General features: G+C 40.1%; 15 protein-coding genes. 9 read left to right on the plus strand and 6 right to left on the minus strand.

Annotated features, from left to right (window positions below; genetic code table 11):
• The first annotated feature begins 8 nt into the window (after positions 1-8).
• On the plus strand, positions 9-233 hold the full coding sequence (locus ACPZ3T_RS16985) for a hypothetical protein (protein WP_490270651.1): 225 nt from the start codon (positions 9-11) through the stop codon (positions 231-233).
• Here ACPZ3T_RS16985 and ACPZ3T_RS16990 read toward each other — a convergent pair.
• A complete protein-coding gene (locus ACPZ3T_RS16990; protein WP_490277250.1) occupies positions 160-1,020 on the minus strand; it encodes an alpha/beta hydrolase in 861 nt (286 codons plus the stop codon). The genes ACPZ3T_RS16985 and ACPZ3T_RS16990 overlap by 74 nt on opposite strands.
• A 332-nt stretch (positions 1,021-1,352) precedes the next feature.
• Between ACPZ3T_RS16990 and ACPZ3T_RS16995 the strand changes: the two genes are divergently transcribed.
• Together ACPZ3T_RS16995 and ACPZ3T_RS17000 are read left to right on the plus strand one after the other, a co-directional pair.
• Positions 1,353-2,282: a lysophospholipid acyltransferase family protein gene (locus tag ACPZ3T_RS16995; protein ID WP_490277251.1), complete on the plus strand. Its 930-nt coding sequence runs from the start codon at positions 1,353-1,355 to the stop codon at positions 2,280-2,282.
• A gap of 274 nt (positions 2,283-2,556) precedes the next feature.
• Positions 2,557-5,280: a GAF domain-containing protein gene (locus tag ACPZ3T_RS17000; protein ID WP_490270652.1), complete on the plus strand. Its 2,724-nt coding sequence runs from the start codon at positions 2,557-2,559 to the stop codon at positions 5,278-5,280.
• 70 nt (positions 5,281-5,350) lie between these two features.
• Here ACPZ3T_RS17000 and lnt read toward each other — a convergent pair whose 3' ends face one another.
• Complete coding sequence (lnt, locus tag ACPZ3T_RS17005; RefSeq protein WP_490270653.1) at positions 5,351-7,033, minus strand: apolipoprotein N-acyltransferase; 1,683 nt, start codon at positions 7,031-7,033, stop codon at positions 5,351-5,353.
• Positions 7,030-9,630 carry a DNA gyrase subunit A gene (gyrA, locus tag ACPZ3T_RS17010; protein ID WP_490270654.1) on the minus strand — a complete coding sequence of 867 codons (2,601 nt, stop codon included), beginning with the start codon at positions 9,628-9,630 and terminating at the stop codon, positions 7,030-7,032. Before gyrA ends, lnt begins: the two co-directional genes overlap by 4 nt.
• Before the next feature lie 1,093 nt (positions 9,631-10,723).
• On the opposite strand from gyrA, the gene ACPZ3T_RS17015 reads away from it, so the two are divergent.
• Complete coding sequence (locus ACPZ3T_RS17015; RefSeq protein WP_490270655.1) at positions 10,724-11,755, plus strand: AI-2E family transporter; 1,032 nt, start codon at positions 10,724-10,726, stop codon at positions 11,753-11,755.
• A gap of 68 nt (positions 11,756-11,823) precedes the next feature.
• On the opposite strand, the gene ACPZ3T_RS17020 is transcribed toward ACPZ3T_RS17015, so the two are convergent.
• The 3 genes from ACPZ3T_RS17020 to ACPZ3T_RS17030 form a co-directional block, all read right to left on the minus strand.
• Positions 11,824-12,489 carry a general stress protein gene (locus ACPZ3T_RS17020; protein WP_490270656.1) on the minus strand — a complete coding sequence of 222 codons (666 nt, stop codon included), beginning with the start codon at positions 12,487-12,489 and terminating at the stop codon, positions 11,824-11,826.
• 931 nt (positions 12,490-13,420) lie between these two features.
• A complete protein-coding gene (locus ACPZ3T_RS17025) occupies positions 13,421-14,500 on the minus strand; it encodes a hypothetical protein (RefSeq protein WP_490270657.1) in 1,080 nt (359 codons plus the stop codon).
• 56 nt (positions 14,501-14,556) lie between these two features.
• Positions 14,557-15,540: a hypothetical protein gene (locus ACPZ3T_RS17030; RefSeq protein WP_490270658.1), complete on the minus strand. Its 984-nt coding sequence runs from the start codon at positions 15,538-15,540 to the stop codon at positions 14,557-14,559.
• Between the two features lie 1,360 nt (positions 15,541-16,900).
• Between ACPZ3T_RS17030 and ACPZ3T_RS17035 the strand changes: the two genes are divergently transcribed.
• The 5 genes from ACPZ3T_RS17035 (at position 16,901) to ACPZ3T_RS17055 (ending at position 21,191) form a co-directional block, all read left to right on the plus strand.
• A complete protein-coding gene (locus ACPZ3T_RS17035) occupies positions 16,901-17,614 on the plus strand; it encodes a rubrerythrin family protein (protein ID WP_490270659.1) in 714 nt (237 codons plus the stop codon).
• Entirely contained in the window at positions 17,562-17,720 is a 159-nt protein-coding gene (locus ACPZ3T_RS17040) for a hypothetical protein (RefSeq protein WP_490270660.1), read from the plus strand. The genes ACPZ3T_RS17035 and ACPZ3T_RS17040 overlap by 53 nt, the downstream gene beginning before the upstream one ends.
• Positions 17,721-18,030: 310 nt before the next feature.
• Complete coding sequence (gene gntT / locus ACPZ3T_RS17045) at positions 18,031-19,392, plus strand: guanitoxin biosynthesis MATE family efflux transporter GntT (protein ID WP_490270661.1); 1,362 nt, start codon at positions 18,031-18,033, stop codon at positions 19,390-19,392.
• Between the two features lie 285 nt (positions 19,393-19,677).
• Positions 19,678-19,902 carry a hypothetical protein gene (locus ACPZ3T_RS17050; protein ID WP_490270662.1) on the plus strand — a complete coding sequence of 75 codons (225 nt, stop codon included), beginning with the start codon at positions 19,678-19,680 and terminating at the stop codon, positions 19,900-19,902.
• 119 nt (positions 19,903-20,021) lie between these two features.
• A complete protein-coding gene (locus tag ACPZ3T_RS17055) occupies positions 20,022-21,191 on the plus strand; it encodes a homocysteine biosynthesis protein (RefSeq protein ID WP_490270663.1) in 1,170 nt (389 codons plus the stop codon).
• Positions 21,192-21,211 lie beyond the last annotated feature (20 nt).

Genomic DNA, 21,211 nt, shown 5'->3' on the forward strand with positions numbered 1-21,211 from the left:
ATTGAGGATTGGGAAGACAAGGGAGACAAGGGAGACAAGGAAGACAAGGGAGACAAGGGAGACAAGGGAGAGAAGGAAGACAAGGGAGACAAGGGAGAAAAGGGAGACAAGAGAAGGGAGACACATTCCCAATCTTAATTACGAATTACGAATTACGAATTACGAATTACGAATTAATTCCAGGTGTTTTTCTAACCAATTTTCTAAATCAGTTAACACTTGTTGGTAATTGAGGTCGTCTTGTAATTCGTGATATGCTCCTGGGTATTCGATTCGCTGTTTATCTGGATAAGGAACAAGCTGGTAAAAAATCTCACTTCCTTCAGGTAAGGTAACTCGATCTGCTCCACCGTGGAGAATTAGTAATGGGATTTGCCAATCTGGAGCATGATCATAAATCCAGGCAACGGTGGCAAAATATTCTGTAGCTAGACGCGCACTGCCAAGGGTATGACGTAGGGTATCTTGGGCGTAGGCGGCGATAACTTTCTCATCTCTTGAACCGGCTGCTAAGTCAAGTCCTGTATTTAAGGTGAAAGTAGGCCAAATTCTTGAGAGTAATCTGCCTAATAGTAAGCGAAATTTGGACACGCCAACTTTACCGATCGCAGGTGCTAAAGTAATGACACCTTGTAATGTTAAGGCTGCTTGGGGATAGCGCAAAACATAATCTAAAACAATAACTGCACCCAGACTATGACCTAATAAAAATACTGGCAGTTGTGAGTGCTGACTAAAAATTAACTCAATAAAAGCCTGCAAATCTTCCCGGAACTCAGCCCAATTATTGATATGACCACGACGACCAGGCGATCGCCCATGACCCCGCAGGTCTAAACTATAGATAGCATAATGTTTGGGGACAAAATGCTCAACTATATGACTATATTTGTCACTGTGTCCTCCCAGTCCATGCACAATGACTAATATCCCTTTGACTTTGCCCTCTGGAAACCAACTTTGATAATAAAGTTTCAGACCCCCTACACCAGCAAAGACACTTTGATTATGATGAATCATCGGGTTCATGTATTCTAGTGTTGCCCACAACCTAGTATATTAACTATCTCTAATTCTTATAGCGTTTCCTACGCCACACTCTAACGCCCCTTCTCCCCTCTAAATCAATGTGAGTTCGACAAGTCTTTTCTGACCTCTCCCCCAACCCCTCTCCGACGCGGAGAGGGGAGTAAAGAGCTAAAATATAAACGAAAAATGGGGTTTTAAAGCCTATCTCCTTGCAGGGGAGAGGTACTCTAGCGAGAAGCCGCTCCGCGTCTTTGGAGAGGGGTTTTTTGATTCGTCGAACTCACCTTAAATCAAGAATTAAAAATTACGAATTACGAATTAATATGACCGAAAGTAGTACCCCATCAGAAACATCTTCCCCCGTCACGGCGGCAAGTATCAAGCGGGTGGAGGAAGGGGTGGCGGCTGCGAGCGATCGCATTATTCGCCAGATGATTGCTAATACTCTATCTGGGCTAGAATCTATTCAGGAAGAAAATTTACCACCGAGAATTAATGCTGGGATAAGGCGGTTTGTATTGCGATCGCTCATTCATTGTGTTTTTCGGGTGAAAGTGGAAAACCCCGAAAACATCCCAGACAAACCAGCTATCCTGGCAATTAATCATCTCCACCATATTGATCCTTTGTTACTTTTGGCAGAACTTCCTACCCAACCCTATTACTACATTCTGGGAGATGCCCGCACTTTATATAACAAATTCTGGAAACGTGGAATTTTGGGTATTGCAGGGGGTGTGATTCCTCTAGCGAGGATTTGGAAAGAAGAACTCGCAGTCATGGCAGCAGCGAAAGCCGGCAGAGAAGACCTAGTTAAATTAGCACAAGTTATTGAAGAAAATGTACCCACCGGGGGCGATATACAGACACTCCGCCAAATAGACCGGATTATTTTAGCAATTTTAGCTCACGGAGATAGCTTAATTCTCTTTCCTGAAGGCAGATTAGGAAACAGTGAAGGTCAGTTACATTTACCTTTGAAGCGAGGAACTGTAATTTATGCTTTACGTGCTGGTGTGCCGATAGTACCAATCGCTTTAATTGGTACGCAAGATTTGTATTGGGGAAAAGAATTAACAGTCCGTTTTGGTGAACCACTTAATTTTAAGCTAACAGCTAGACCAAAACGCCAAGAAGTAGAAACGGCTGTAGAAACTTTACAAAATAGTATGTTGTCTTTGTTACCTACTGATTATCAAGAGCCTGGTGGGTTAAAACTATTTCGTCATTTGCTCAATCATATGTTGTGGTGAAGAATGTTAGAGGTTTTTAGTCACTGAGTGCAAACCTCTATCATGGATAATCTAATGCACAATCTAAATACGTTTATGTAAATCCAAAAACTATTTCAACTTGTATTTTTAAGTATTTTCACTAATCAAAAATCAAGATTCGCAAGATAAAATCAGATGAATTATGATAAAAATTTTTACCTTTGTCTCAGTAAAAAATCAGGGTAAAAATCTTTTAATTCTATGTTGGGTGAGATGAGGCAAAAATTTTATCTTGTTGTAGGTGTAAGAAGTAATGAGATTTACTGATAAAACAGATAGTTTTGCCCCCAATTTAGAGCCAGAAAATTTATTACACCAAATTACCAACCGCATCAGGCGATCGCTAGAACTGCAAGAAATCTTAACCGCTACAGTTGTAGAGATGCGGGATTTTTTAGGTACAGATCGAGTCATGGTGTATCGTTTTGATTCTGATGGTAGCGGCGAAGTTATTGCTGAATCTCGTGATGAGCAGAATTTACCATCTCTATTGGGTTTACATTTTCCCGCAGGTGATATTCCCGAAGAAGCCAGAAAGATGTTTGTCTTGGCAAAACAACGCACAATTGTAGATGTCATAAATAACAAAATTGGGGTATCGCCATTACAATTACCACACCAAACACAAACTCTGTTAAAGCAAAATATCTATTATCGCCAAGTAGATCCATGTCATTTAGAATACTTACAGGCGATGGGTGTGCAGTCTTCCTTAATTGTGCCAATTTTATTATCAGACTTACAACAACCATCCACACAGCCTAAACTATGGGGATTGTTAGTATCACACCACAGTCAAGCCCGTAGTATTTTAGTAGAAGAACTGAAATTAGTTCAGCAAATTAGTGATCAAGTAGGGATTGCGATCGCTCAAAGTAACCTCTTGGCTGAAACTCGCGCTCAACAACGACGAGAAGCCATGATTAATCATGTCAATACACTTTTACATCAGCAACCACATATAGAATTACAGATAGCTCTAGAAGCCACTATTAATATTTTAGGTGGCATCGGTGGCAGACTTTATCTGAGTAAAACCCAGCAGTTATATAGCTGTGGTGAACAACCCCATTTTAAGTGTGAGTCAGGAATCAGTTTAATTGAACAGCATCCCCTTTGGCAATGTTGGCTGAATGAATCCAAACCGGGTGATATTTGGGCTATTTGTGACCTTTATCAAGAAACACATTTAAAAGTTGTAGCATTTGCATTTGAGTCTACTAATATTCGGGGAATGTTGGTTATACCTCTGCATTATCGCCAACGTTTAATCGGAGTCATGACGATTTTTCGCCCGGAATGGGAGACAAAAATTTTATGGGCTGGACGGTGTGAGAATAATCAACGCCAACGACTACCAAAACTTTCCTTTGAGGCGTGGTGTGAAGAAAGAAAAGGACAAGCACCAGAATGGAGCGGAGCAGACATTTCTCTAGCGCAAAGATTTGCCGTTGATTTTGCTCTTGCTATTCAACAGCAACACACCAATCAACAGCTACAAACCCTGAATATTGATTTAGAATGTCGGGTAAAAGAGCAAACTGCTGAACTAGAGAAATCATTTTTAATTACTCAGGTAATCAAACAAGTTACCGAGCAAATTCGCAGTACATTAGATTTACAAACTACCCTCCAAACTATTGTAGAACAAGTCCGTTCTCTACTCGATTCTGACCGATTATTAATTTATCAAATTTTAAGTGAATCTAATGGTGAGGTACTTGTTGAAGAAGTCAATGGTAATTGGGATTCAGTTTTAGGTTTAAAAATGCCATTGGGTTGTTTACCCAATGAATATAACGATCTGTATTTTCGGGGTAGGGTCAGAGCAATTAATAATATTGCTACAGCTTGTTTGAGTGATTGTCATCAACAATTCTTGGAAAGTTTGCAAGTAAAAGCTAACTTAATTGTTCCCATTAATATGGGTGATCAACTATGGGGATTATTGATTGCTCATCAATGTGACGCGCCGAGAGAGTGGCAAGAAGTAGAAATAGATTTATTACAACAGTTAGCAGATCAGGCCGCGATCGCTATTTATCAAGCAGAACTATATCAACAGAGTTGTCAAGCTGAAAATGCCGCTAAAGCTCAAGCGACACAGTTAGAAAAAACTTTAATGCAACTGCAAGAAACTCAGGCAAAATTAATTCAAAATGAAAAAATGTCGAGTTTGGGACAATTAGTAGCAGGCATAGCCCACGAAATTAATAATCCTGTTAACTTTATTCATGGTAATCTCTCCCATGCTCACGAATATACTCAACAATTATTAAACCTTTTAGCACTTTATCAAAACTACTATCCTCAGCCCCATAGCGAAATTTCTGAGGTTATAGAAGACATAGATTTAGATTTCGTTATACAAGATTTGCCTAAAATTATTTCTTCTATGCAGTTAGGTGCAGATCGTATCCGGTCTATAGTTTTGTCATTACGCAATTTTTCCCGTTTAGATGAATCGGAAAATAAATTAGTTAATATTCACGAAGGTATCAATAATACTTTATTAATTCTGCAACATCGCGTTAAACCCAACCCTAATTTCTGTGGGGTAGAAATTGTCAAAGATTATGGCAATTTACCATTAATAGAATGCTATGCCGGACAGATGAATCAAGTCTTTATGAATGTTATTTCTAACGCTATTGATGCTCTAGAAGATCAATACTCAAATAACAATTCTATTAAACCAAGAATTTGTATTTCTACTCAAATATCTCCAGAGCAATCCCGTCTTTTAATTCGCATTGCAGATAATGGCCCTGGTATGACGGAGGAAGTTAAAAGGCGAATTTTTGATCCGTTTTTTACAACTAAATCAGTAGGTAAGGGTACAGGATTAGGACTAGCTATCAGCTACCAAATTATTGTGGAAAAACATAATGGAGTTATGGATTGCGTCTCGGAATTAGGCAAGGGTACAGAATTTTGGATTGAAATTCCTATTAAACTTACAGCACTTTTGAAGTAAGTGAGGTAATGAGTAATAAGTAATGAGTAATGAGTAATAAGTAATGAGTAATGAGTAATAAGTCAATTTCTTATTCATTACTTGTTTTAATCAGTTTCCATTGAGTGCTAAATGCTATCAACCCCAAGCCTAATAATAACGGTGTCAACCAATCACCCCAACGCACATATAAAGTTTTTGTTTGTCGGCGGTAGATAGTTGCTGCGTGGGTTTCGTAGGTATTATATCCAGAAATCCAGAGAGTGTGACCGTGGGGATCGACAAAGGCAGAGTATCCGGTGTTGGTGGCTCTTGCTGACCATCTATCAATCTCAATTGCCCGCATGATATCCTGGGCGTGGTGTTGAAATGGCATGGCAGCACTGTAATGGGCATCGTTGGAAGAACTGAGGATAAATTCTCCACCTGCGGCTGCTTGACGGCGAAATACTTCAGGAAATGCTGATTCGTAACAAATTCCGACGATTGCCCGCCCCAAGGGAGTATCAAAAATTTGATTGGGTGAACCATGTACTTGATGTTCATCTAGTGGTGATAAACGCTGAATAATTGCCCCTAAAATTTCTTCAAAGGGGATATATTCACCCAGGGGTACTAATTTCGATTTGTCATAACGACTGCTAAGTTGACCTTGACTGTTGACGGTAAATAAACTATTGGTGTAGCTGCGTCCTTTTCTGCCAAACGCTCCCACCCAAGCAATAACACCTTTGTCTTCTATGGCGGCAACTAGGGGAGTGGTGGGTAAATCTTTGTCAAAAAAAGGCATTGCCCCTTCTGGAGTCAAAACAGCATCAACGCCTTGATTAACTAAGGTTAAATATCCTTGTGTATAACCTCTAAGGGCGCGTTGCACTCCTTCAGGGAGGAGTTTAATTTTATTGGGAATATTGCCTTGAATAATTCCCACCTTTAAGGCAGTGTTTGGTGGTTGGGCGATGGGGCGAGTGTATAAATACCAGCCTATCAGGTGGAGGGTGATGAGTAAAGTTGTGGCGATCGCTAAATATTTTAAGGGTGTAGGGGTGTAGGGGTGTAGGGGTTTGGGGGTGTGGTTTCTAGCTTGCTGGTATCTCAGCCAGGCTTCGGCAATTAAGCCATTGATAGCGACAATAGCAGCCGTAACTGTGTTTGGCCCTGATAGTTGTCCCAGGTGTAAAATTACGAGATTATGCGGGCTTTGGGTGTAAGCTAGAGAACTCCACCATAAGGGGCCAGCACTCCACAGGCTTTCTAAACCGCACCAAAGTGCTGTACCAACTAAAACACGTAGTAAAGATGATGGCAACTTGAGCCAGGAAAGCACACCCGCCCAAATAACGAGAAATACTCCCCCCCACAGGCTAATAAATGACCAACAAAAAATGGTGATAGCTAAACTCGGCCACCAAGGCACACCCAACCAATTCATTGGATGAATGCCGGTAATCCAGAATAAGGCAACACCATGATAACCAATACCCCAAAGTAAAGGCAAAACAAGGAAGGAGCGTAAAGGGAGAAAAACAACTTCCTGCCCCCTGCCCCCTGCCCCCTGCCCCCTGCCCCCTGCCCCCTGCCCCCTGCCTCCTACTCCCTGCCCCCTGCTTCCTACCATCACCCACAGGGGGGCGAGGGCTACCCAAGCCATAAACCATGCACCAACGGGGGCGACGGTTAAGCCCATGATTACCCCACTACCAAGGGCAAGTAAAAGGTAGAGGACAAAAGGGAAAATTGCTTTTGGCCTTTGACTTTTAACTTTTAACTTCATTCTGCCTCGTCTGTTTCGCCTGTTTCGGCTGTATCAGCTGTATCGGGAGGCACAATTGCTACTCCGGTAATTGCGTCATCTTCGTCAAGGCGTTGCACTCTTACTCCAGTTGCCGAACGGGATTGAATGGAAATTGCATTCACTGCTTGCCGAATAATAATGCCACGACTTGTCACCATCATGATTTCGTTGTCGTTGTTGACTATACCGAGGGTGGCTAACTGATCTTTGGTTTTGCGGTTTTTGAATTTAGTCGCCATCAAACCTTGCCCGGCACGATTTTGCAGGCGGAATTGGGCAACTGGTACGCGCTTTCCGTAACCTCCCATTGTGATGACTAATACCCAAGGGCCAACACTACCATTAGCTGCAACTTCTGTGGTTTCTTCGGTGGTTTCGAGTTCTTCGGTTTCGAGTTCTTCGGTTTCTACTTCCTCTGTGTTTAAAGTATCTAGAATGGCGGCTGGTAGAATATCCATCCCTACGAGTTCATCTCCTGCCTTGAGTTTCATGGCTTTTACACCACGGGTAGCCCTACCTAAAGGACGCAATTGTTCATGGTTACATCGAAAGTGAATAGCCATGCCATGACGAGAACCGACGATGACACTGTCTTCAACTCTGGCGCGACGTACCCAGCGCAGTTGATCACCTTCTTCTAAGGAAATGGCGATTAAACCATTGGCGCGGATGTTACTAAAGGCTGCTAGTTCTGTTTTCTTAATGTTGCCGCCTTTGGTGAGCATGACTAGATATTCTTCACTAGTGAACTCATCAACGGGGACAATGGAGGTGATTTTTTCTTCTCTGGGGATGGGTAGTAATTGGACAATGGGTGTACCGCGACTGGTGCGAGAACCCACGGGGATTTGATAGGCTTTGAGACAGTAGACGACACCGCGATCGCTAAAGAATAAAACGCTATCGTGATCACAGCAAGTTAAGAAATGCTCAATCGTATCGTCCTCTTTCACCTTTGCACCGGCTTTACCTCTGGTGGCACGGCTTTGGGCTTCAAAGGTATTGACCGGCATCCGTTTGATGTAGCCTTGTTCAGTGACTAAAATGAGGGCTTTTTCATTGGCGATTAAGTCCCGTTCATCAATTTCTCCTTCGGCGTGGGTGATGACGGTGCGTCGGGCTGTGGCAAAGCTGGTTTTAATTTGGGTAATTTCGGTTTCAATAATTTCTAGAATCCGTTCCCGCCGTGCCAAAATATCCTGCAAATCAGCGATTTGCGTTTGTAAATCTTCGTGTTCTTGACGAATTTTATCGGCTTCTAGGGCTGTTAATCGCCGTAGCTGCATTTGTAAAATCGCATCGGCTTGCACTTCCGATAGTCCATAGGTTGTGATTAACTCACCCTTGGCTGTGGGTGCATCGGGGGCATGACGAATTAAGCTAATAATGGCATCTAAATGAGATAGAGCAATTAACAACCCTTGTAAGATGTGGTCGCGTTCTTCCGCTTTTCGCAATTCGTAACGGGTGCGTCTGGTAATCGATTCGATGCGAAAATCCAGGAAGACGTTAAGGAACTGCTTGAGGGTGAGGATTTGGGGTTCACCATTGACTAATGCCAACATATTTGCCCCAAAGTTGGCTTGTAGTGGTGTTTGCTTGTAGAGGTTATTTAAAACGACGCGGGGATAAGCATCGCGCTTGAGTTCAATCACAATTCGCATCCCATCACGATCGCTTTCATCGCGGATGTCTGCAATCCCCTCAATCCGCTTGTCGTTCACCAATTCGGCAATTTTTTCAATTAACGCCGCTTTGTTGGTTTGATAGGGTAATTCGGTGATAATGATGGCTTCTCTGTCGGGACGGCCTCGGTGTTCGATGGTTTCAATGTTGGCGACACCCCGCATGGTAATTGAACCCCGGCCTGTGGTATAGGCTTCTTTAATTGCCGATGTTCCCAGAATTTGTCCGCCTGTGGGGAAGTCTGGCCCGGGAATATGTTGCATTAACTGCAAATCGGTGATTTCGGGGTTGTGAATCAACGCCACCAAGCCATCGATCAGTTCGCCTAGGTTGTGGGGGGGAATGTTCGTCGCCATCCCCACCGCAATCCCCGATGAACCATTCAGCAGTAGTTGGGGAATCCGCGAGGGTAAAACTGTGGGTTCTTGTTGTGAACCGTCGAAGTTATCAATAAAATCTACGGTTTCTGATTCGATGTCTTGCAGTAGTGCGGCACTAGTTAATGCTTGCAGACGGCACTCTGTGTAACGCATCGCCGCCGGTGGGTCATTGTCTACTGAACCAAAGTTACCATGTCCGTTAATTAATGGCGATCGCATGGAAAAATCCTGCGCCATCCGCACCAAAGCATCGTATACTGCCGTATCGCCGTGGGGGTGGTATTTACCCAACACTTCCCCAACTACACGGGCGCATTTCCGAAAGGGGCGATCGTGGGTTAGCCCTAACTCGTGCATGGCATAGAGGATGCGACGATGCACAGGTTTTAGACCATCCCTGGCATCTGGTAACGCCCTGCCCACAATGACACTCATGGCGTATTCCAGATAAGACCGGGACATTTCATTCCGCAGATCCGTCGGGATAATCCTCTCCTGTGAGGTTGTCATAAACTAAAAAACTCCAAAAAACTTAGATTTTAGCTTTATTGCTGCAACAAACGCAAAATTACACAAAATTTCTCTTGAATAATTGCCATATTTTGCTACAATTCTAACACAATTTGAGTTCAGTCTGCTGAGGGTGCTAACCTATCTGCATCGCTAAAATAGATACAAAACTTGAGTTAATTAGCTCGACAGAATTTTAGTTAACAATTGCCACAGTTGTTTAACTAAAAAATTTCACTGGGCAATTGCCCCAAGAGTTTGATATATCTTGCGCTCAGAGTTTATTAATAATAAGTTGACAGCAATAAAAAACCACTTTAACTAGCAACAAGAATTAGGCAATCAAAGGATAAAATTAGCTTATTTTAATAATAGAAAATTCTTATTTATTTCTGTCTACCTCAGTATTGCATTAATTGATACACCGTAAAATAAACACGCTCACTTATACGAGTGTAAAATATAAAATTATTATGATTCCTGCATCCGATGTTAGTGGTTGATTTGGATCATCGTTAATCAGCAAAGGTATCGGTGAGTCCGTACAAACCCCTGATTTCAATTATGGAAACAAACAGGTATTTTAACGTGAGTTCGACGAATTAAAAAACCCCTCTCCAAAGACGCGGAGCGGCTTCTCGCTAGAGTACCTCTCCCCTGCAAGGAGAAGCCACTGCGTTGGGCGGGTTTCCCGACTTGTAGCAAGTGGCGTAGAGGCTTAAAAACCTTAATTTTTCGTTGAGCTTTCCAGATATTTAAGCCCCTCTCCGCGTCGGAGCGAAAAGTCTGTAGCTTGCTTCCCGCAGGGTGCGGAGGTTTCCTCCGTACAGAACTTTTCAAGAGAGAGGGGTTGGGGAGAGGTCATCGAAGTCACTTTATTTTAATATACCCTCATGAGAGAAACACTTGGGAATAAATTATATTTTAGCGTTACCTTCCGTGTTGTGTTCATGACAGCAACTACTCCTATAGATGAATATTTTTATTCAAGAAATCTCTCTTTGTGAAGCTTTACTGTCAATAAACAAACAGTATTATTTAAATAATCAAGTCAGCACAATCGCTTATTTTATGAAATTATGGAGGCGAAATTGTGCGTTTTGGTCAATGGATGGGATTTTTTCTAGTTATTATCTCTTTTTATATTATTTGGCAAATTCGTCAAATACTTTTAATAGTGTTTGCTGCTATAGTTTTAGCAACAGTTTTAAATAATTTTGTTACCTTTTTACAGCGACTGCGGGTAAAAAGAAGTATCGCTATTTTTATAACTATCACTCTTTTATTATTGATAATATTTGGATTTTTTATTGTCGTTGTTCCCCAGATTATTGAACAATTACAACAACTGAGTAACCTGATACCGATGGCATTAGATAGAATCAGGTTGTGGAATAATTGGTTAATTAAAGTAATTCCCAATGATGTATTAGAGAATATTCGCAATTTAAGATATTTAACTGAAAATTTACAAATTTGGTTAAATCGCTTATTTAATAATTTCTTCTTTTTAATTAGTAGTTCACTGACTATTGTTTTAGGATTGCTGCTTTTTCTAGCTTTAACTGTCATGCTAATGGCACATCCTAAACATTATCGTCGGGGTTTTATATTATTATTTCCTGCGTTTTATCGTCACCGAATTAATGCAATCTTGAATAAGTGTGCAACTGCTTTAACAGGTTGGATTAAAGGTACATTATTGACGATGTTACTGATTAGTGTGTTAAGCTACATTGGGTTATTGATTTTAGATGTCCCCTTAGCATTAATCAATGCTATATTCGCAGGATTTTTAGAATTTATACCCAATGTTGGCCCTACATTGAGTGTGTTACCACCTGCTTTACTAGCTTTAGCTGATAGCCCTTTCAAAGCCATTGCTGTAGTAGTTTTATATATTGTAATTCAGCAAGTTGAAAGCTTAATTATAGTACCTTGGATTATGAAGACTCAAGTATCACTATTGCCAGCAGTTACCTTATTATCTGTAGTCATTTTTGGGACATTTTTTGGTTTTTTAGGTGTATTTTTGGCTGTGCCGTTAGTGATTGTTTTGCAAATCTGGATACAAGAAGTTTTAGTAAAAGATATCCTCAATAATTGGAAAAGTTATAGAGTATAGATCACCAAAAACCCCGGTTTTTTGAAGAAACCGGGGTTTTGGTTTCTAAGAAACCGGGGTTTTGCAAATTATCTTAAACGATCGCGCTTATCAATAATTTCCACGACATCACTATCGGGTGCTGTGCCTGGATATACATCTACATCTCGATGAGTAGCTGTAGGTGCTACCTCAGTGTTATAACCACGAACATTACTAACGTTGTGTACTTGCCAATTGCGAATGCCGCGATCGCTTAAAATTTTGCCAACACGATCAATTTCCGCTTCTGTACCTTCGATGATCACTAAGTATTGCCCTTCAGAAACGCGATCGCTATAGTGTCTAGCCTCTTCTTCGGGGATACCTAAACCAGTCAATGCTCCTACAATACCACCTGCGGCTGCACCAATACCAGCACCCGCTAAGGTAGTAGCGATTGTCCCAGCCGCTAGAAATGGCCCTGCACCTGGTACTAATAAAGCTTCTAAACCTACAAGTAAACCACCAATTCCACCTAAGACAGTACCAGTGGTTGCACCAATACCAGCACCTTCTTGCGCCTCTGTCTCACCTCGATCTTTGACTTCCGCACCAGCTATTTGCTCATGGCGATCGCTATCTTTTGCTAAGATAGAAACCCGATCCATTGAAAAACCAGAGTTTTTTAATGCGTGTAATGCTTGTTCAGCTTCTTGTTTATTTCTAAATGTGCCAATTGCACGTTGATATTGTCGAGATTGTTGAGATACCATTTTGCTACTTTATATTAATCCTACTCCCCAGTCTCGCCGTTGCTGCTGATTTCTTCATCAATCTCTGGGTTTAACTGGCACTATATCTTTAGGTGAAAAATTTACTGGTGCAGCTAACTCTAGTGGAACTATTGAGAGTAGGCGATCGCAACCCTAAAATCAATGCTTCTGATTTCTGGAAAACTCAGTGACAGTATTGTAGTTCTTTTTTAGCGAGCTAATCAACGGTTTGTATATCTCAATTTTCTGTAACTGCACAAACATGAGATGCAGATTGATTCTGGTTCTACTTGCTAAAGTTAATGGGTTTCTTTCTCTTTAGAGATGTAATAAAACTTACATCTCTTTTTATTGTGTAAAATTTTTGACACTTTTCAGGAAAAAATCATATCCTAGATGTAGGATAACTTGTCATTAATTACACTATTCCACCTATGCCTAGCCAAAAACCCAATTCTAATCAACCATCTAATAAAAAAGCAACTGACACAAACAAGAGTAGAAAAAAACCGTTAAATAATGGTCGTCCAGATAAAACAGACCATTAAATCAATTCCCAATTCGCTTTTTCCCTATTGTAAAGGCGATTGAGTTAAATATCTTCAATATGTAGTAACGCACCGTGTGATTATGGTGCGTTACGGCAATTTATATTGTCACTCATACTCAAATTCTCACACTGCCGTAACACAACGGCAATAAAGCGGGAGGAAAATCCACACCACTTTTTGCCTCCCCTACTTAATATTTAACGTCAGTTCGGGTTAAGATAATTTCGTTGCTAGTTATACGAAATTATAGGAGTTTCAGGCAACGATAGAATTATGGTTTGAGCTTATCCCGAACTCAGGTTATTTACTTATTACTCATTACTTATTACTTATTACTCATGCTCTACCTCACTTACTTCAAAACATCTGTATCTTGTTAATTATTTATTTTTAACTTGACTTTTTGCCTGTTCTAATGCTATTTCCTTAATAGCTTGATAAGAATTGACATTTGCAGTTCCTTCAATGGCTTTGACTGCCAAATCTTGAACTTGTTTCAGGGCTGATTCAAGTTGTTTAGAAAGGTTTTGTAGTCGGGTTTCTTGATTAGTAATTGTTTGCTCTAGAGATTGCAATCGCTGTTCATAAAAGCGTTTTTGTCCTTCTACTTCTTTGGCATATAAATCAGCTTTCACTTTTGCTTGGTAGTGAGCAATACCTTTACCTTCTTCTGTCGCTTTTTTAATGGCTGCTTCTTTTTCTTTTGGGAAACATTCTACTTTCATTTTGTACTCTTCAAATTGTTTTTCCCGTTCAGAAATTGTTTTCTCTCGTTCAAACCATTGTTTTTCTGCTTCTTCTCGTAATTCGTCTAACTGTTGATATAAAGCTTTTTGCTGTTGTTCATATTCATCTATATTTAATCTTCGTTGCAGTTCTAAATCATATTTATATTCTGCTGTATCTCTTTGACGAGTTTTATTTAAATTATCATTCCTTTCTTTGAGATTTTTTTTGTATTCTTCCTGTTCTTTTTGCCAGGCATTATTATATTCTAATATTTCTTGGGAAAGTAAATCATAACGCTGGCTAAACTCCTCTTGATAAGTCTTACAATTCTCTTCATAAGCTGTAATCAGCGTATCCAAGGTATCATCAGTAACTTCTAAACTGTGCAATTGTTTTAATTGCTCAACTTCATTTTCTACTGCTTTAATAATTTCTTCTAACCTAGTAGCTTGTGTAGTCAGTTTTTCAGCTAATTCATTAGCTGCACTACCAAATCCCAATTGAATTTTTGCTAAATTTTCAATTGTATAATTCATTTTCTGTTGGATAGTGGCAGACTGATTCATAGGTTGATTTAAAGTTGCTTTTACTGGCTCTTGATTGCTGTTTTTTTGCTCTTTTAATACTTGAGTAATTTGTAATTTCAGTCCAGAAGCTTCTCTTGTTAATTCTTCATAAGCTTGCAAAATTTCAGCTTTGGTATTTTTATCTGTTAGTTTTTTTGTCGCCATAAGCACCTCTTGTTAATCACACACATTTAATTACCAAGCAAAATTAACCCAATTAATTATTTGGCTGTAGAACTATCAAAAGCCCTCATAGCCAAGTCTTGGGCTTGTTTTAAGGTAGATTGTAATTGACTAGATATACTTTCTATCTGTTCAAGTTGTTTTGTAATTGTTTCTTCTAAAGATTTAATTTTTAATTCATAGCTTTGCTTGGTAGCTTCCCATTCTTTCTCAAACAAATCCGCCTCGATCTTAGCTTTTTGAGTGGTTTCTTTAATGGCTTCTTCTCTAGCTTTTTTCACAGCTTCTTCTAATTCATTGGGGAATGCTGCTACTTTTTGTTGATATTCTGTAAATGAAGCCTGACGTTGATTACATATTTTTTCTCTCTCAGTCCAATCTTTATCTTTTTGTTGACTTTTTTCTTGGATTTCTCTTTCTAATGTGCGTTTTTTCGATTCATAAGCATCACTATTAAGTTTACGAGTGGTTTCTAATTTATATTGATATTCTTCTTCTTCTTGGTGGCGTTCCTTAGCTAAAGTATTATTATATGTTTCCAGTGCTTCCTCATACTCTAATTGCTCTTTTTGCCAGTCTTTGCGCTGATTGGCGATCGCTTTATCTAGTGATTCTCTCTTAGTAGCAGTATCTTGCTCTAAATTTTTCAGCTTTTCTTGATGTTCTTGTTGTAAAATATCTAGAGCATCGGCAACAATTCTAATTTTTTGTAGGTCTTGTAGGGTTTGATTTTCAATTTCTATAGCTCGGTTGAGTTCATCTAATTTAGAGTTTTCTTGAGCTAATTTTTCAGATAGAGAGTTGACAATACTACCAAATTCTAATTGTAAATCTGCTAAACCTTTGACAATACTATCAACAGTGTATGTAGAAGCAAGAGCCAAAACTTCCTGATTTTTAGCTTTATCTGCTTCTTCTTGTTTAGTGGCTATTTTAAACTCTAGTTTCTTCCTTTCATTGAGAATTTGTTGAAATGCTTGCATGAGTTGCTGTTTGCTATCTTTAAATGCAACTGTTGTCATATTTCAACTCCCTTGAAATGTAATAATTGAGTGAGTAGTAAGTCATACCAAATAACTACTCTATGCAGACATTTTAGAGTAGCTTGGAAATGAAGATTATTGATTCAGTACAATTACTGAAATCAAGCAACAACCCATACCAAGAGTCAGTATGAGTTATTAAGACAAAATTTCTATGCGCTTTTTGCTGTGCTGTTGCCCTTTTAATTTGCATAGTATTTATGTACTAATTATTGTACCCAGATGAGTCTGGTATTGTCAAGAAGCATTACTGACTGAAATTACTTGCGTAGGCAGGCAATAGATAACAGGGTTGGGGGAACAGGCAAGAAAGTATTTAGAGGTGTACGTTGCAATACAAAATAACGAAAAAATGGTAGGTTGGGTTGACGTAAGGAAACCCAACACCGATATCTATGTTGGGTTTCGCCTTGCTCAACCCAACCTACATTTAATACACTATTTTAGGCTTGCCACGCTACTACGTATCTAAGTATCTGTTCAAAAATCAAGTAGGAATCCTATAGAACTGTTTTATCCTATACTTAAAAAATTTAAGATTTGTTACTTAAGAAAATTTTCTAATCGTGGAAACACTTACCATGAGTTATTTTAAGACTTGTATGGTAAAATTCAGTATGTTTACGGAAACATTTTATTCAGTATTCAGATAAACTCGATTAACTCCTGAGTTATTACTTACTTATGTTTACATAGTAGTAATAATTCTGTAATTGCCTAATCCTTGCACCTACTTATTAGGTGCATTTGTTTTGTCAGTAATCTACGCACATCAGGCAACATTGATTACTACTGAGCCATAACTGTTGACAAGAAAGGCAGAGGGCAGAAGGCAGAAGGCAGAAGGAAAAAAATGCTTGTTGGGTTCAAGCCCCGCCCCTTGTGGGCGATTAACATTTTTTGGAGGAAGGTTCAAGCCCCACCCCTTGTGGGTGGCTATCTTTAATTTTTAATTTTGAATTTTTAATTTTGAATTGGAGCGAAGCGACTTGACCCTCCGAATTTTAGATTTTAAATTTTGGATTTTGGATTGTTTTTGGTACAAGCCCCACCCCTGTTAGGTGGAACAAATCTAAAATCGTCAATCCAAAATCCCCAAGCTGCTTCCCTTTATGGGTGCAGTCAGTCTAAAATCTAAAATCTAAAATGGATTGACTATTAAGACGCTTACGTCGGTTTTCGGCTGAAATTTTCCTGTCGCAGTTCATAAAACAGGTAAATAAATATGGGCGAAAATTGTTGTATAAAAAACTATAAATTATACAATTGATAGCTCATTTACTCTATTTGAGAGTCTGAACTTTACCCCTAGATATTACTTGTCAGGTATCTAAAAATTATGGATCTTTCAAACTTTACTACTCTGCAAAACTTAGAAGCTGCTTTTGGTGGCGAATCAATGGCAAACAGAAAATATCTGTTCTTTGCTGAAGTAGCTCGTAAACTGGGGTTTAAAGATTTAGCCAAACTATTTCGTGAAACCGCAGAACAAGAAACTGAACACGCCTTTGCTCATTTTGAGTTATTACACCCAGAATTAGTTGTCGAAAATCCAGAGGATCTCAGCGATGAACAAAAGCGGGAAATTGTCTCTCGTTGCTTATCTTTAGCGATTGAAGGCGAAACTTACGAATACACTACAATGTATCCTGATTTTGCCGCAGCTGCTGAACGCGATCGCAATCATCCAGCCGCCGCCGAATTTCTCCAACAAGCTCAAGAATCTAGCGAACACGCCGACACCTTCCGCGCCGCCGCCCACCGTTTCGGCTTACTGAAATTTATTGAAAATTACCACGCCGATCGCTACACTGAAGCTTTAGAAGTCATTAACGGTGGACAACCTGCCACTAGAGTAGCAAGTGACAATCCCAACACCCGCAAATGGATTTGCAGACAATGCAGCATGATTTACGATCCTGTAACTGGTGATCCTGATTCTGGTATTGCACCTGGTACACCCTTTGAAGCTATTCCCGATGATTGGCAATGTCCTATTTGTGGTGCTACCAAGAAGACTTTTATTCCCCTGGAAGAAAAAACTGCCGCCTAACGTTGATGGCAAGGGGGCAGGGGACAAGGTAGACAAGGGAGCAGGGGCAGAGGGGCAGGGGGCAGGGGGCAGGGGGCAAGACAGTTGTTTTGAACAAGTTAAATGAGTAATGAGTAATGAGTAATGAGTAATGAGTAATACCCATTACTTATTACTCATTAGTTCAAAGTTAAATTCGATAGTTTATTTTCTGAAAGTCACTAATATCAATCATATTGAATTATTCAAAAACGCGCATTTCTACCCGGAAATGTGCGTTTTTATGTAATGAATATCTATTTAGTTGGCAATTTTCACCCCATACCAACTAAATTAGAGATAAGAAGCTTTAAATCACCGTCAAACTTTCAAGATTGCCTACAGCCTAAACTACAATAGTTCCAATTTCCATCCATAATTCCATCTACGGTCAAATTATGAGATTTGCAGCAGTCTCACTCCAGTACGACTTTTTACCAAGATTTTACAAAATGGCAAGCATTAATGTGCTTTCCAATATGATGGTTCCCTTAGCAGGTATTGTTGACATTGCCTTTTTAGGTCATTTAGCAGATATCCGTCACTTAGCGGGAGTCATCCTCGCTACCATACTCTTTGACTACCTTTATCGGGTATTAAAATTTTTACGCTCCAGTGTTAATGCTCTGACTGCACAAGCCGTAGGGATGGATGACCACAAAACTATATTGTTAGTAGGGATGAGGAGTGCTTTCATTGCCCTAGGAATTGGGTTACTCATTCTGTTACTGCAATATCCAATCCAAAAGCTGGGATTTTTGATTTTAAGCGGTTCACCAGCAATAGAGAGTTCTGGAACTGACTATTTCTATGCCAGAATTTGGGCTGCTCCGGCTGTGTTGCTCAACTTTGTCTTAATTGGTTGGTTTACGGGGCGAGAAATGAATAGTCTCGTGTTGCTGATATCTTTAATTGGCAACGGCTCTAATGTGCTGCTGGATTATTTGATGATTGTCAGATGGGGTTGGGCAAGCATGGGAGCGGGGCTAGCTACAGCACTCAGCCAGTATTTAGCATTATTGATTGGTTTGGTGGGAGTCTGTTGCAGTATTCAGTGGGGAAAAGTATCAGCCGCATTGCAAGAGGTGTTTGATTGGGCAGCTTTGAAAGATACCGTTGTTCTTAAAACTAACATTTTAGTACGATTTTTAGTTTTGATTTCCACCTATGCCATCTTTACTAACCTCAGTGCCACAATGGGAACAGTCACCTTGGCTGAAAATGGATTGCTGTTACAAATTGCGCTGCTGAGTCAATTCACTATTCAAGGTGTAGGAATGACAACCCAAACCTTGACGGGGAACTTTCAAGGTAAAGGCACAACAGAAAAGATGCTGCCGTTGTTAGGGATTTCCGTAATTACCAGTTTATTGATTGCCCTGAGTTTTGCTGTCGGCTCTGTGATTTTCCCAGATACCATATTTGGATTACTGACTAATCATACAGAGGTAAATCAACACATCAGTAATTATGTAATTTGGTTACTACCGCTTCTCGGATTAACGGCTGTTGCTTTTATGCTAGAAGGTTACTTTATTGGCTTAAAAGAAGGTGCTATCATCCGTAACGCCGTTTTGTTAGCCTTTGGATTAGGTTTTGCGCCCCTAGCTGCTACAGGATGGTATTTGCAGAATAATCATTTATTATGGATCGCTTTAATTTGTTATATGAGCATCATGATTTTAGTATTGGGGTCACAATTACCTAGAACACTGGTGAGTAAAAATCAACCCAATCAAGATTTATTGACTAGTTCTTGAGTTGTGCAGCCAAAAAATAGCGATCGCCCCAGCCACAACCCACATAATAACTATCATTAGTCAAGATTTTCTGAAAATGCTAGTCTTCCTCACAAGTTCCTCAAATTTTCTGTTTATAACAACATTTAAGGTGATGGTGAGAAGTTAAACCCTCGATCATCTCTTGGTATTGATAATTACAACGTCAGCAACTCAAGTCTCAAGACGCGATCGCTACTAATTGTAAACTAGTAGCTGTGCTGACTAGACCACCTAGTAATAGATGAAAATGCAGGTGTTATTTTTATGAGTCAGTACTTGTTTCACGACGAAGTTACCTTAGCAGAAAAAACAGAAGAATTGGGTAGGAAGGCAGTAGCATTGAAACTAATTCCTTCTTTTGTGGTGCGTTACTACCCCGATAGTTGGGAATTTTGTATTCCTGATGACACTAATTGCAATTGTTTGACAGCACCAGAAGCATATCTGAAATTAAAAAAATTAGTTGATTCTGCCCTATCAACGGTGTAAATAAATTATTTACTATGCCCACCCAACTCCCGCTCATCCTTGGGATGTAGCGGGAAATCCCAAGCACTGGCGATGATTCCACCTAGAATAAGGGTATGAATCTGCTCAGTCAATTGAAGATGCGAACTATTGCAGAAATTAATGAAAAAATTAACCGCCAAAAAGCGGTAGTATTAACGGCTGAGGAACTAAAAGCACGGGTTGCGGAAGTCGGTGTGAAGAAAGTTACTCAAGAGGTTGATATTGTCACCACTGGCACTTTTGAACCAATGGAATCAAGTGGTGCAATTATTAATCTGGGACACACTGACCCACCAATTAAAATTCGTCGTTGTTGGGTGGATGGTGTACCCGCATACACTGGTTTTGGTGCAGTCGATTTATATTTGGGTGCTAGCTGTGTTGTCGATACGATGGATGGCGAAGAAGTCCGGGAACGGGGCGGTGGCCATGTTATAGAAGATTTGATTGCAGGTAAACCCGTCCATATCCGCGCCCAAGGACAAGTCACTGATTGTTATCCTAGGGCTAGTTTTGAGACTTCTATTACCCGTGACACAATAAATCAGTTTTATTTATTTAATCCCCGTAATCTTTATCAAAACTTTATTGTAGGGGTAAATGGAGGCGATCGCCCACTTCATACTTACCTTGGCCCTTTACAACCCCGTTTAGGCAATGCGGTCTATTCTAACCCTGGGGCGGTTTCTCCCCTATTAAATGACCCAAAATTACAAATTATTGGCATTGGTACGCGTATTTTCTTAGGTGGCGGTGTTGGTTATGTCGCTTGGGAAGGAACACAACATTTTCCTTTACAAAAGCGATTAGACAATCAAACACCCATTGGCCCGGCTGCGACTTTAGCCTTAATTGGTGATGCCAAACAAATGGATACGCGCTGGGTTAGGGGTTGTTACTTTAAAAGTTATGGTTCTTCGTTAATGTTGGGTGTAGGTGTACCCATACCCTTATTAAATGAACAGGTAGTAGAAAACTGTGCAGTTCAAGATCAAGATTTAGTCGCGCCGATAGTTGATTTTTCCATTCCCCGGCGAGTGCGTCCGACCTTTGGTTTGGTGAGTTACGCCCAACTAAAATCCGGGCGTATCACCATTGAGGGTAAAACCGTTAGGGTTGCTCCTTTAGCTAGTTTGTTTTTATCTCGGCAAGTAGCCATAGAGTTAAAACAATGGATTCAAGCCGGCAACTTTACCCTGACTGAACCAGTCGCATCAATTCCAATGGAGAGGTCTTTTCTTCCTCAAGACCATTGGAGAGAGTTTTAAAGCAGGGAGCAGGGGGGCAG

The sequence above is a fragment of the Aliinostoc maniaoense genome, from assembly GCF_058172895.1.